The organism is Desulfovibrio sp. Fe33 (genome assembly GCF_028532725.1).
Classification (GTDB): domain Bacteria; phylum Desulfobacterota; class Desulfovibrionia; order Desulfovibrionales; family Desulfovibrionaceae; genus Pseudodesulfovibrio.
This window is the reverse complement of sequence record NZ_JAQKGU010000003.1, coordinates 316,114-328,697: the sequence shown is the minus strand read 5'-3', so window position 1 is coordinate 328,697 and position 12,584 is coordinate 316,114. Positions and strand designations below refer to the sequence as shown.

The following is a 12,584-nucleotide window of genomic DNA, read 5'->3' as shown; positions in this document are numbered from 1 at the left end:
CATGGCTGAAAGCAAGAAACCCATGACCCCGGTCAAGCCTGCGGCCATGGAGATGATATTCCTCTACCCCTGTCCGCACTGCGGCCGCGAGGTTCCCCTCATCGCTCCGTCCAGGCCCGCCATGGCCCAGTGCGACGCCTGCCGCGAGAACTTTCCGATCGTGCCCGTGGACGATCGGACCATCCGTTACCTCAAGCTCATTCTGGCCGGAGGCAAGGCGGGCATCGATCCTGACTTCCTGTAGAACGGCATCAAATAGACTGTATGGTTATAAGGCCGGGCGAGGCGGAAACGCTTCGACCGGCCTTTTCGTTTTTCGAATCCCGAACCGTGGTCCGGGTCTTGCTTATGTTCCGCATCAATTTTTGTCTTAATTCGGCGGAGAAGGACTACGATGCGAGCAATGAGCATGTTTATGGCGGTACTGGCGGTGTTTTCCACGATCTTGGGCGTTTCGTTTGCGAACGGTACGGCCCTGGCCTCGGACGGCGGGGTGACAATTCTGTCGGGGTTATCCGGCGGATCGGCTTGGGGATTGGTTGTCCTGATTGCCCTTACTGTGGCGGCCTGTGTGTCCTGCGGTCTGTTGGCTGCCAAGATGATCCACAATAAATATAATGAATTGGCGCAAATATCGGAACGCGCGGCAAAGGGAATCCCCGATGTGGAGGCGTTTATCGACGGTTGTGACATTTTTGACAGATTTTCTGGGAATTTGAACCATATTGTCAATTACATTGGTGAGTTGGAATCTCAGGTGGAAAAGAGCGAAATTGTAGCCCGGGAGGCCGACTCCCGCGCGCGGGATGCTTTGGTCCGGGCCGAGCAGGCGCGCAGGCATGGCGAGGCCGCTAGGTGCGAAGGGCTCTTGTCCGCCGCCGGAACCCTTGAGCGTTCCGTGCAGTCCATTCGCGATCATTCGGTCATTCTGGGCGCTGCTTCGGGCAAGGCGCGGGCCGGTGCGGCGGAGCAGCAGCGGCTCATGGGCGAAGCGGCTTCGGCCATGGAGGAGATGAATGCGGCCGTGGGCGAGACCGCGGCCGGGGCCGGCGCGGCCGCTTCAGAGGCGGACATGGTGATGGAGCGCGCGGAGGCCGGTTCGGCTGTTGTCGCCCGGACCCTGGATTCCATCAGCGAGGTTTCCCGCAATTCCCAATCCTTGATGGAGAGCGTGGCCGGGCTTGGCTCCCAGGCGGAGGGGGTCGGGGCAATAATGGGCGTGATTTCCGACATCGCGGACCAGACGAATTTGTTGGCTCTCAACGCCGCCATCGAAGCCGCCAGGGCGGGGGAGGCCGGACGCGGTTTCGCTGTGGTGGCCGACGAGGTGCGCAAGCTGGCCGAAAAGACCATGGAAGCCACCCGCGACGTCGGTGTCGCCATCCAGGGCATTCAGGCTCAGGTGGCTCGAACCATTGACGGCGTCAAGGCCATGGCCGGACTGGCGGACGAAGCCGCCGGGATGGCCGGGGAGTCCGGGGCCGCCCTGGAAGAGATCGTGTCCCATTCCGGCATCAGCGCCGAACGCATCGGAGCCATTGCCGCCGCCTCGGCTCAGCAGTCGGTGTCGAGCGAGGAGGTCACTCGGACCATTGCCGCTGTGCATGATATCTCCTTGGCCACGGACCAGGGGATGGCCGAGGCGGTCGGCGCCGTGGAAGATCTGTCCGCGCGAGTGGAGGAATTGGCGGTCATGACCGGCGTGTTTCGGTTGGTCGGCAGCGGCAGGGTTCAGGAAATTCTCGGCGTCCTGGCCGGTTCCGAAGAGGTCCGGTCCGGGCGGCGCGAACCCCTGGAGCAGGCCATGCGCAGCGCCTTGCGGGAGAATGATTTTCTGGAGCTCCTGTATGCCACCGACGGGCACGGCAGGCAGACGGTCAGCAACATGGGGGGCAAGGTTTCCGGCTTCGCCGAGGACCCTGCGGCCTTTGGCGCGGACTGGAGCGGACGGCCCTGGTTCCGGGGGGCGATGGACAACCGAACTTTTCAGATTTCCGATGTGTACACATCCTCGGCTTCGGGCGGAGAGTGCATCACCGTGTCCGGTCCCTATTTCGGCCGGGATGGGCAGGTCCTCGGCGTCATCGCCGCGGATGTCAGTGTTTTGGGAGGCGGCTTGCGATAGCGGCGCGCGGATTCCTTCTCACTGGCGAATCGGGTCAGGCGCGTTTCTTGGGCCTGTACTGCATCAGGGCGTTGCCCGCGATGATGAAGGCTAGGCCCGCCACGGTGGCGGGGTGGATGGTTTCGCCCACCAGGAAGTGGATGAAGATCAGGGAGAGAAAGGGCGAAAGGAAAATGAGGTTGGCCACGCGGGCGGTGCCGCCGCCCGACGGCTTGGCTGCGTATTTCATGGCCGTGAGCCAGAGGGCGAAGGTGATGCCCATTTCGAAGAGGCCCACATATGCGGCGGCCAGGAGCGGGCGGGGTTCCAGAGGCGGCAGTTCGGAAAAGAGCAGCGTGGCCGCCAGAATCAACGGAAAGCCTGTCAGGAAGCTGAGAAGCAGCCCGGCGATGGGGTCGGCTTTGCTCCTGGTGTTGAAAATCCAGTAGACGGCCCAGATGATCGTGCTGCCCAGGGCCAGGGCCACGCCGGGCAGGCTGGAGAAGCGCATGGAGAACGGGTCGCCGTGGGTGGATATGACCACGACGCCGAGGTAGCTGAGGACGATCGCGCCCAAGTCCTTGAAAGAGAGTTTCTGGCCGAGCAGGGGCACGGACAGCAGGGACAGCGTCACGGCCCAGGTGTAGTTTATGGGCTGGGCTTCCTGGGCGGGCAGCAGGTCGTATGCCTTGAACAGGATGGCGTAGTAGAGAAACGGGTTGAGCGCGCCGAGCAGGGCGCAACGCAGGGTTTCCCTGCGCCCCATTCGTCGGATTTCGCCGAGTTTTCCCTGGAAAGACAGGATCAGCGTCAGAGCCGCGATGGAAACCGCGCAGGCGCAGAGCAGGAGTTGGAGCGGGTCCAGCCCGCGCAGGGCGATTTTGAAGGCCGAGGCCACGGTGGACCAGATGGTCACCGTGGCCAGGCCGAAGAGAAGGGCTTTCCGGTTGTCGGTCACGGGCTAGACGATTACGTGCTTGCGGATGTGGCTGACTACTTCGCTCACGTCGTCCGTGACGATGAACAATTCGAGGTCTTCGGCCTTGCAGAAGCCGTTGGAGACCATCTGGTCCCTGAACCAGTCGATGAGCCCCGTCCAGAATTCGGTGCCGAAGAGTACGATGGGGAACGGCTTGATGCGGTGGGTCTGGATAAGCACCAGGGCTTCGGAAAGCTCGTCCAGGGTGCCGTATCCGCCGGGCAGCGCAACGTAGGCCAGCGCATACTTGATGAACATGAGCTTGCGGATGAAGAAGTAGCGGAATTCGCTCTTGACGTTCAGGAACGCGTTGCTCTTCTGTTCCATGGGCAGGTGGATGTGCAGGCCGATGGATTCGCCGTCGTTCTCGAACGCACCCTTGTTTCCGGCTTCCATCAAGCCCGGGCCGCCGCCGGTTATGACCGAAAATCCGGCTTCGGACAGGGCCTTGGACAGCTGCTCGGTCTTCTGGTAGAGCGGTTCGTCCGGTTTGACCCTGGCCGAGCCGAACACGGATACGGCCGGGCCGATCTCGGACAGGTTTTCGAAACCGTCGACAATTTCGGACATGATCTTGAAGAGCCGCCAGGACTCGTGAATGGACAGATCATCGATGAGATATTGCTTGGAACGATGTATCATTGGTTCTCCTGTGTTTCCGTGGCAAGGTTGCCTGGATACGGTTTATAAGGCATGTAGTCCGGGCGGCGGATGCTGTTTCCGCTGAAAGCTTCATTACACTGATTTTGTCCCGTTCGGAAGGGCTATTACTTCGATAACGGGATGGAATGCCAACACGAGGACAACGTATGAAAGTCACCTTCATGGGCGCCGCCCGTACCGTTAGTGGTTCCTGTTTCATCCTCGAATGCGGCGGCAGGCGTTTCGCCGTGGACTGTGGAATGCACCAGGGCAACCGTGAAATAGAAAAACGGAACTGGAATATAGACGCCTACGGTCCCAAGAAGCTGGATTTCATTCTTATCACTCACGCTCACATCGATCATACGGGGCTTTTGCCCGCTCTGGTCGCCAAGGGCTACCGCAACCCCATCTACTGCACCGAGCCCACCCGCGACCTGTTGGAAATAATGCTGCTTGACTCCGCCCATATTCAGGAAATGGAAGCGGAATGGGACAACCGCAAGCAGCGGCGGACCGGCGGAGACATGGTAAAGCCGCTTTACACCATCGCCGACGCGGAGCGGACCACGCCCCTGTTCGCGCCCATTGAATATTCCAAGACTTTCGAACCCGTCCCCGGCATCAAGGTGACCTACAAGGACGCCGGGCACATCCTCGGCTCGGCCTTCATCGAGATCGAGTACGAGGAGGACGGCAAGATGACCAAGGCCGTCTTTTCCGGTGATCTTGGCAGGCCGGAACAGCTTATCGTCAACAACCCTTCGGATATGGAATGCGCCGACTACCTCTTCATGGAGTCAACCTACGGCAACCGCAACCATGTCGACGCGGAAGGCAGTCTGGACGAGCTGGCCGAGGCCATCGCCTATAGTTACGGCAACGGCGAGAAAGTGGTGATTCCGGCTTTCGCCGTGGAGCGTTCCCAGCAGATCATCTATTCCCTGTTCTTGCTCCGCAAGCAGGGCAAGCTGCCCGCCGACATGCCCGTTTACCTGGACAGTCCGCTGGCCATCAGGGCCACGGAGATATTCCGCAAGCATCCGGAATATTACGATGCGGCGACCCAGAAATACATCGAGGCCGGAGAAAATCCCCTGGATCTGCCCAACCTGCATTTCACCCAGAGCCGTGAGCAGTCCCAGGCCATCAACGAGTCGAAGGGCCCGGCCATCATCATTTCGGCCAGCGGCATGGCCAATGCGGGCCGCGTCAAGCATCACCTCAAGCACAACCTGTGGCGGCCCGGGGCCAGCGTGGTCTTCGTGGGCTGGCAGGGCGTGGGCACGCCGGGCCGCAAGATCGTCAACGGGGCCGATAAGATAACCATTTTCGGCGAAGAGGTGCTGGTCAAGGCCAAGGTCTTCACCATCAACGGGTTCTCGGGCCATGCCGGACAGGACGAACTCGTGGACTGGCTCGGCACCATGCAGGGCAAGCCCATCAAGATCCTGCTTGTCCACGGCGAGGCCGAAGTGCAGAAGGAGTTCGCCAGGCTCATTACCGAGAAGTTCGGGTTCGTGGTGCATATTCCCGAATATATGGAAGTGCTTGATCTTGAGCCGGGCAAGGACTTGCAGCCCGTGGTGGATATGGAAGTGGCTCGGCCGCGCGTGGACTGGAATTTCCTGCTGGCCGATTCCGAGAATCTTTACCGGGAGCTGCGCGATCGTATCCGGGACGTGGAGAAGCGCCCCTGGGTCGATCAGGCGGAATTGCGCGACAAGCTTCTTGACATCAACCGAAATATCGTGGAGCTCGTCTCCGAGATGTAGCCGATGCGGATTATTGGTGGACAATACAAAGGGCGCAGGATTCTGACCTGCGAGGGACCGGGATACCGGCCCGCCACCATGAAGGTGCGGGAATCGGTTTTTTCCATGCTCATGGCCAGGGGCGTCGACTTCGGCCATGCGAGGGTTATCGACATGTTCGCAGGGTCCGGCTCGCTGGCTCTCGAATGCCTCAGCCGGGGCGCGCCCACGGCCTGGTTTGTCGAAAAGAGCCCCAAGGCCGCGGCCTTGATCCGCCGCAATCTGGCGGACCTCAAAGTCGATAAAAATCATTTCAGAGTGGTTTGCAAAGACCTATTCAGTGTACTGTCCGCAAGGCCGGATCAGCCCTTCGATCTGATTTTTATCGATCCGCCCTATGGCTATGATCTTCTTGTTCCGGCTCTTGAGAAAGCTTTGGAAAACGGCTGGATAGCGCAGGGAGCGTTGGTGCTGGCCGAAGTGGAAAATTCCGTGGAAGCCCCGCAGGAAGGCCCTGTCGGGGAAATGGAATTGTTAACCGACCGTGAATACGGTCAAACCAGGATTTTGATATGGCGAAAATGAACCCCAGGCTGGCCGTGTACCCCGGCACCTTCGATCCTTTGACCATGGGCCACGTGAGCCTGACCCGCCGGGGGCTGAATGTCTTCGACAACATCATTCTTGCGGTGGCCGAAAGCACGCCCAAGAAGACGCTGCTGACCGTGGGCGAACGGGTCGCCCTGGCCAAGGACGTGTTTCGCGACGAGCCGAGGGTTATAGTGGAATCCTTTGATTGCCTGCTCATCGATTACGTGGAGAGCAGGGGGGCCGGGTCCATCATGCGCGGGCTGCGTGCGGTTTCGGATTTCGAGTACGAGTTCCAGATGGCGCTCATGAACCGCAAGCTCAAGGGAGATATCGAGACCGTGTTCATGATGACCGACTTCAAGTGGATGTATCTGAGTTCCACCATCGTCAAGGAAGTGGCCCAGTACGGCGGGGACATTCGCGGCTTGGTGCCCGGCCCGGTGGCCACGGCCCTTTCCGTCAAATACGGCGTCAAACCCCAGGACTGGGGACAAAATCACTACATATGAGCCGCAAGCCTCCCATAGTTTGTCTGCTCGGGCCTACCGGCACGGGCAAGACGGCGGCGGCTATCGCCATTGCAGGGCGTCGGCCCGCCGCCGTGATCAATTTTGATTCCCGCCAGGTATACCGGGACTTCCCGATCATCACTGCCCAGCCCGACGAGGATGAGCGCGGCGCTTGCCCGCATCATCTTTACGGCTTCCTGCCGACGGAAGAGAAAATGAACGCGGCGCGGTTCGTGGAGCTGGCCGTGGATACAATCGAGGCGGTGCGCGGGGAGGGCCGACTGCCCATTCTGGTGGGTGGCACCGGCCTCTATCTCCGTTCGCTTCTGTCCGGTATTGCGCCCATACCGAATATTCCCGCCGAGATTCGTCGGCAGGTTCTCGATCGTATCGCCAAGGAGGGGCCTCAGGCCCTGCACGCCGAGTTGACGCGTTCCGATCCGGATTACGCGGCCAAGATTCACCCCAACGACACCCAGCGCAACGCCCGTGCCGCCGAGGTCCACCTGGCCACGGGCCGGACCATGACCTGGTGGCACACCGAAAGCGAGCACGCCCCGGCGCCATACGACGCCCTCAAGGTGGGAATGCGCATCGCCCTGAACGACCTGGAGCCGCATCTGGCGAAACGTATCGACATGATGCTCGACCTGGGAGCCCTGGACGAGGCTCATGCGGCTTTCGAGCGTTGCCCTGACCCGGACGCGCCGGGCTGGACCGGCATCGGTTGCGCCGAGCTTCTCGCCTTCCTGCGGGGCCGGTCAACCATGGTTCAGGCACGCGAGCACTGGGTGAAGAACACCCGGGCGTATGCCAAGCGGCAGATCACCTGGTTCAACAAGGAAGAGGGCATCCACTGGTTTGCGCCCGGCAACGGCGAGGGCGTTGCCGATCTCGTGGAGTCATGGCTGTCCGAGCGGAGTTGATCAGCACCCGGCCAGGACGGCCAATTGCGTCGGGGTCATGGCCCAGTTCAGGGTCCCGGCTGCCTGGCCCGGTTCAAGGGCGATCTGCATGAGCCCGCCGTTTTCCACTCGGACGTCCACCCCTTTGGCCGGCGACAGGATGGCCGAGGCCAGAAGGGCCAGCGAGGGCAGATGCCCGGCGATGAAAATGGAATCCAGCCCATCGTATTCTTTGATGAATCGTAAGGCTTCCGAAGCCGGGGCCATGGCTTTGACCGCGTCCGTGACCACTATGCGCGAGGCCGGGTAGCCCGTTCGCTTGGCCATGATCTCGGCGGTTTGGAAGGAGCGGAGCTTGGGGCTGGCCACCACGAGCTGGAAGCGCAGGCCGAGAATGGCCGCGGACCTGGCGGATTTCTCCACTTGTTCCCGACCCACCGGACTCAGGGGCTGATTCAAATTGACTTCCTTGGGAAGGCAGGCTCCGTGCTGCATGAGATGGATAAGCATGTCTCGCTCCGATAGTTGATTTGCGTAACCGAACCAGGGTAGCACCGGACCCGCCCAGCGGCAAGCGGCTTGCAGAAAAGCGGCAAGCGCGATACATGGATGAAGCCTTGGCCATTCCGGCCGCCCGAGGCCATGAACACTTCAGGACAATTGCCAAATGCCGTTTCGAATATTTATTCCCATCATATTGTCGTTTTTGCTTTTACCGCTGCCGACTTTCGCCTTTGACGGGTTTGTGCAGCCCGTTGGGACGAATGGTTCCATCGCTTGGGGGACCGGCGAGGTGGTCGTGGCGCGTGGCGTCGAGGGCGCGTCTTCGGACGAGTCCAACGCGGCGCTTTCCCCGCTGGCCCTGCGTACGGCCGTGACCCAGGCGCGTAAACAGCTTCTCGATATGGTCATGTCCGTGCGCATCGACGGCCGTCAGACCGTGCGCGCTTTTCTGTCCGGGAACAGCGACGCCGTCGCCCAGGTGCGCGGCATCATCCAGAATTCCCTATATCGGGGACCGGGCCTCTACGACGAGGCGGGCACCATCCGCGTCTCTGAACGGCTTCGCGGACAGTTGGCCGAACTTATTCTGCCCACCACCATTCAGTTTCAGAGCGGCATTCCTCCCAAGCTTTCCACGGCGAGGGGACCGGAGTTGCCCGGCGATGCGCCCGAAGCCGTCGGCGGCGACGCTCGCGGCTATACCGGCGTGGTCATCGACGCCCGAGGACTCGGGATCACTCCGGCGCTGGCCCCGGTCATTTTCGGCCAGGACGGTTACGGAGCCTACGGTTATTACGGCGTCAGCCGGAACAGCGTGGTGGAAAAGGGCATGGTCGCCTATTCTGACAGCGACAACCCCAAGGTGCTGGCCGAGCGTGTCGGCGACAGGCCGCTGATGGTCCGTGGGCTGAGCGCCTACGGTTCGTGGCGGACCGATGTGGTCATTGCGGCCGACGACGCCCGGCTTGTCCGGGCTGTGACCAAGACCGGCCCGGTCGCGGACGGATGCAGGGTGGTTATCCTGGTGGACCGTCCGGACAACAGCCAAGAAAGCGGGGATGCGGCCGGAGCCGCCAAGGGAGAGGGCGATGCGTAGATTGCTGTTCATTTTTTCTGTTGCCTGCTGCTTGTTGACCGCGTGGCCCGAGGCCTTCGCCGGTCAGGTGCAGGTGTTCGAACCCGCCGCGGAAGGCGTGTCCCAGCCCGAGCTACGCGAAAAGGCCCGCTCGCAGGGGTTCGCGCAGGCCGTGCTGGACGAGGCTTCGGTCATGCTTTCGGGCAAGCTTTCCAAGGAGCGTACCGCTCTGTTCAAGGAGTATCTCGCGGGGCACGCCGAGCCGTTTATTCAGGGGTACAAGGTCGTCTCCTTTCAGAATACCCCGGAAGGCCTGGACCTGACCATGGACGTGCGGGTGGATCGCCGGACCCTGCGCGACAGCCTGGGCTCCATGGGGCTTTTCGCCACCCTGTCCCAGCCTCAGCCCGCCACCGTTGTCTGGCCCGGAGACCTTGCCGACGAGGAGCTGTTGGCCCTGCACCATCTCATCGCACTGACCGGAATCGCACCCGCCGAGGGAGTCTCTCCGGTGTTCACCCTGGAGCGGGGCGACGAGAAGGGCGTCTATCGATGCCGCCTGTCCTACAACGGCGAGGAGTGGTTGGCCCTCAACGGCGACATGGCCCAGGCCTGGTTCACTCTCTGGCCGAGGTTCTTCAATCGTCCCGTGGCCAAGGCTGCGCGGGGAGGCGGCGAATCCCTGACCGTTTCCGGCTGGTTCTCCGCCGATGGCGTGCTGGAGTTCGATCGCGTGCTGCACGGTTGGGATTCCGCCGTGCAGAATGCGCAGCTTGTGGAGATGGATATGCAGCCCACCGGGGCCGGGGCCACCTGGACTCTTACCGTGGTCAACCGCAACCGGCTGGAAACGCAGCTCAATGCCTTTCTGCCCCAGCGTGGTTTGAGTTTCCATCTGGCCGAAGGGAACAAGGACTAGGCGGGAGAGGGGACGAGCAACGTGTCGCGTGACGCAATCTGGACGGTTCCCAATATTCTGACCGTCGTCCGCATACTGTTGACGCCGCTTTTCGTCGTGGCCTACGTGGGCGAGAATTTCAATCTCGCCTGGATGCTGTTCGCCGTGGCCGGTCTGACCGACGCCTTCGACGGCTTCCTGGCCCGCATATGGAATCAGCGCACGCAACTCGGGGCAGTGCTCGATCCCCTGGCCGACAAGGCGCTGCTGGTGACTTCCTTCATCTGTCTGGCGGTCAAGGGATGGATTCCCTTCTGGTTCGCCGTCCTGGTGGTCAGCCGCGATCTGATTATCGTCGGCGGCCTGGCCGTGCTCGCTTTCCTCGGCGTGGACGTGAAGAACCGAATCAAGCCCATCTGGATCAGCAAATTCAACACGGCCGCCCAAATCCTTTTCGTCGTGTCGGTCATGATCCATCGCACCTTCAAGCTGGATTACGGCTTCATCATCAATGGGCTGCTGGCCGTTACCGCCATTTCCACCATCCTCTCCGGCATTGCCTACGTCCGCCGCGGATTCGAAATTTTCTCGGAAGAAGGCACTGCTTAACAGATCGTTGGGTGGACAGAGGAAAGGAAAGAGGGAGGCTCGTTGAGCTTCCCTTTTTTTTGGGGGGGATACCCCTTTAGCTTGTGGTAAGGAAATCAGGTGGTGAAAGCCGCTTCGCGGCAATAGTCGGGTGATTTCGCCTCCGGCGGGCAAGGGCTCGCACCCTTGCATCCCTTGTATGCGCCTTCGGCGCGGGCTTTTGGGGTTTGGCAGCGTTTTGCTGCGAAAGGGGGGGGATATATAGGTCTTTTTTTGGGGGAGAGTATTTGGGCTGATCGTGCGCCGGGGTATTTGGGCATTAAAGGAGTTGAGAATAAAGGAAGGGCCAGGGAAATAAAAAGGCCCGACTGCGTTTGCAGGCGGGCCGGAAAAGCTATGTGATTAGGGCAGTGTCTAGCTGTCCTTCTTCTTCTCTTCTTCGGAGGTGGAGGATTTGGGGGTCACGTCGATTTCGTCAGGCTCGCTGGTGGCCTTTTTGAAGTTGCTGATGGCTTTGCCGATGCCGCCGCCGATTTCCGGAAGCTTTTTCGCGCCGAAAATGACCAGGACAATAACGAGGATAATCAAGAGTTCCCAAACGCCGAATCCGCCAATCATATATTGCCTCCAATTGCGTGAATGACTTCGCGATTATTTGTGTTAGGGCTATACACCCGCCTCATTGCCCAGTCAAGGACGGCGGATCATTTCCCCGATATGGTCCGGCCGTGTCGCGGCCGGGAAAAGGCCGGTTTGACTTTACAATTGAATGCTCGGGCCTTACATGATCCCCATTGGCGCAGGAAGACCGGCCGGTCACGGCTCCGAAGATTTCGCACGCACTGAATCAAGGGTACGGATGAGCAGAATTTCCCGGTTGCCGGGCACGGACTGTCGGCATCATCTCAATGGCCGCTGCCTTTACGAGGAGTGGCTCAATCCCGGATACACGAAGTCATGGCGCTGCCAGGTTACGGCCCGGTGGGAGTCTTCCTTCGACGATTTTTTGCGGCGCGCCGAATTCTTCGGCGTGGCCGAGGACGCGGCCCCCGACCTCTGGGGACGCCAATTCCAGCGGATGGCCCGGGACACGTTCCACTGTGGGATGTACACCTACAGGCCCGGCACGGACGCGCCGGGTTGCGGCCACCATCTGGACGGGGTCTGCGTCATGGGGCTGCCCCGATGTAACGGGCGGTGCCGCCATTACGGTCTGAACACCGACGAACAGAGCTAAGGAGATTGCGCATCATGCTGCTGGCTTTTCCCTACATGCATCCCGAATTGTGGTCGGGCGACGACCTCGACGGACTGACCTTTTTCGATCCCGGCCTGACCGACGAGGCCGATCACCACGCATTTCGGCCCGAAGGGCTGCCCCTTGATCCGAAGACGGCGCGGTCGCTCATCAAGGACTGCATCAATTTTGGAGAGCAGTTCAAGGACCCCAGTGAAATGGCCTATTTCGGAGCCTTGACCTCCGACGATTTCTACGAGGGCTCGTCCATGTCCATCCAGGCCCAGTTGACCCGCCAGTTCGATGACGGGCAGGGATCGAAGGCGGAGCGTGAAGAGCGTGACGCCCGTTCCAAGGCCCAGTTCGTGCTGCTTCTGGCTTGGTCCTTTGAAGAGCGCATCCTGGAACTGGTCGGGCTCGAAGAGGGGATCAAGGACCATTGGGACTCCATGGACCGGACTATCGGGGTGGACGAGGAAGACAGCCTTGGTGAGCGGGAGACCGCTTTGGGCGAGACTTTAAGCCACACCGGGGGCGCGTCCGCCGGCCAGGAAATCCAGTTGCCCTGGCAGCGGGTGATCGAGGCTTTGCCCGCCTTCATCCCCGGGGACGCCGAGCTGGTCTGCGCCGATCCCGAGATATTCGAGGTTTGGGAAGAGTTCGGCATCGCCTTCGAGGAAGGGGAGGACGGACTCCTGCGGGCCACGGCCCCGGCCTGGCGGTTTGGCTGCCGCCGCAGCGAGCCCAAGGGGATGCCTGCGGCCTTGAAGGAACTGACCGTCGCAATTCTCAAATAGA

The 12,584-nt window shown here is 61.0% G+C and carries 15 protein-coding genes; 11 read left to right on the top strand and 4 right to left on the bottom strand.

Annotation, left to right across the window (positions count from 1 at the left end; translation table 11 throughout):
- Position 1 precedes the first annotated feature (1 nt).
- The gene (locus PSN43_RS06710; protein ID WP_272699951.1) at positions 2-244 is read left to right on the top strand and encodes a hypothetical protein; all 243 of its coding nucleotides are present in this window, start codon (positions 2-4) and stop codon (positions 242-244) included.
- A 513-nt stretch (positions 245-757) separates the two neighbouring features.
- Positions 758-2,125 carry a methyl-accepting chemotaxis protein gene (locus PSN43_RS06705; protein WP_272699950.1) on the top strand — a complete coding sequence of 456 codons (1,368 nt, stop codon included), beginning with the start codon at positions 758-760 and terminating at the stop codon, positions 2,123-2,125.
- A gap of 34 nt (positions 2,126-2,159) precedes the next feature.
- On the opposite strand, the gene PSN43_RS06700 is transcribed toward PSN43_RS06705, so the two are convergent.
- Positions 2,160-3,062 carry a DMT family transporter gene (locus PSN43_RS06700; protein WP_272699949.1) on the bottom strand — a complete coding sequence of 301 codons (903 nt, stop codon included), beginning with the start codon at positions 3,060-3,062 and terminating at the stop codon, positions 2,160-2,162.
- Positions 3,063-3,065: 3 nt separating this feature from the next.
- A complete protein-coding gene (locus tag PSN43_RS06695; RefSeq protein WP_272700009.1) occupies positions 3,066-3,722 on the bottom strand; it encodes a TIGR00730 family Rossman fold protein in 657 nt (218 codons plus the stop codon).
- 170 nt (positions 3,723-3,892) lie between these two features.
- On the opposite strand from PSN43_RS06695, the gene PSN43_RS06690 reads away from it, so the two are divergent.
- From PSN43_RS06690 to miaA, 4 genes are read left to right on the top strand one after another with little or no spacing between them, the layout of a single operon-like run.
- On the top strand, positions 3,893-5,500 hold the full coding sequence (locus tag PSN43_RS06690) for an MBL fold metallo-hydrolase RNA specificity domain-containing protein (RefSeq protein ID WP_272699948.1): 1,608 nt from the start codon (positions 3,893-3,895) through the stop codon (positions 5,498-5,500).
- Positions 5,501-5,503: 3 nt separating this feature from the next.
- Complete coding sequence (gene rsmD / locus PSN43_RS06685; RefSeq protein WP_272699947.1) at positions 5,504-6,064, top strand: 16S rRNA (guanine(966)-N(2))-methyltransferase RsmD; 561 nt, start codon at positions 5,504-5,506, stop codon at positions 6,062-6,064.
- Positions 6,052-6,579 carry a pantetheine-phosphate adenylyltransferase gene (gene coaD / locus PSN43_RS06680; protein WP_272699946.1) on the top strand — a complete coding sequence of 176 codons (528 nt, stop codon included), beginning with the start codon at positions 6,052-6,054 and terminating at the stop codon, positions 6,577-6,579. The genes rsmD and coaD overlap by 13 nt, the downstream gene beginning before the upstream one ends.
- On the top strand, positions 6,576-7,505 hold the full coding sequence (miaA, locus tag PSN43_RS06675) for a tRNA (adenosine(37)-N6)-dimethylallyltransferase MiaA (RefSeq protein WP_272699945.1): 930 nt from the start codon (positions 6,576-6,578) through the stop codon (positions 7,503-7,505). The genes coaD and miaA overlap by 4 nt, the downstream gene beginning before the upstream one ends.
- Here miaA and PSN43_RS06670 read toward each other — a convergent pair whose 3' ends face one another.
- A complete protein-coding gene (locus tag PSN43_RS06670; RefSeq protein ID WP_272699944.1) occupies positions 7,506-7,994 on the bottom strand; it encodes a SixA phosphatase family protein in 489 nt (162 codons plus the stop codon).
- A 235-nt stretch (positions 7,995-8,229) separates the two neighbouring features.
- Between PSN43_RS06670 and PSN43_RS06665 the strand changes: the two genes are divergently transcribed.
- The 3 genes from PSN43_RS06665 to pgsA are packed head-to-tail and all read left to right on the top strand — an operon-like array spanning position 8,230 to position 10,570.
- The gene (locus tag PSN43_RS06665) at positions 8,230-9,084 is read left to right on the top strand and encodes a hypothetical protein (RefSeq protein WP_272699943.1); all 855 of its coding nucleotides are present in this window, start codon (positions 8,230-8,232) and stop codon (positions 9,082-9,084) included.
- The gene (locus tag PSN43_RS06660; protein ID WP_272699942.1) at positions 9,077-9,982 is read left to right on the top strand and encodes a hypothetical protein; all 906 of its coding nucleotides are present in this window, start codon (positions 9,077-9,079) and stop codon (positions 9,980-9,982) included. The genes PSN43_RS06665 and PSN43_RS06660 overlap by 8 nt, the downstream gene beginning before the upstream one ends.
- Positions 9,983-10,003: 21 nt before the next feature.
- Positions 10,004-10,570 (top strand): CDP-diacylglycerol--glycerol-3-phosphate 3-phosphatidyltransferase, encoded by a 567-nt coding sequence (gene pgsA, locus PSN43_RS06655; RefSeq protein ID WP_272699941.1) that lies wholly within the window; start codon positions 10,004-10,006, stop codon positions 10,568-10,570.
- A 393-nt stretch (positions 10,571-10,963) separates the two neighbouring features.
- Here the strand turns inward: pgsA and PSN43_RS06650 are convergent, their stop codons facing one another.
- Positions 10,964-11,167, bottom strand: a complete 204-nt coding sequence (locus tag PSN43_RS06650; RefSeq protein ID WP_272699940.1) for a twin-arginine translocase TatA/TatE family subunit — start codon at positions 11,165-11,167, stop codon at positions 10,964-10,966.
- Between the two features lie 241 nt (positions 11,168-11,408).
- Here PSN43_RS06650 and PSN43_RS06645 point away from each other — a divergent pair, with 241 nt between their 5' ends.
- Positions 11,409-11,786 carry a hypothetical protein gene (locus PSN43_RS06645; protein WP_272699939.1) on the top strand — a complete coding sequence of 126 codons (378 nt, stop codon included), beginning with the start codon at positions 11,409-11,411 and terminating at the stop codon, positions 11,784-11,786.
- Positions 11,787-11,800: 14 nt separating this feature from the next.
- Complete coding sequence (locus PSN43_RS06640; protein ID WP_272699938.1) at positions 11,801-12,583, top strand: hypothetical protein; 783 nt, start codon at positions 11,801-11,803, stop codon at positions 12,581-12,583.
- Position 12,584 lies beyond the last annotated feature (1 nt).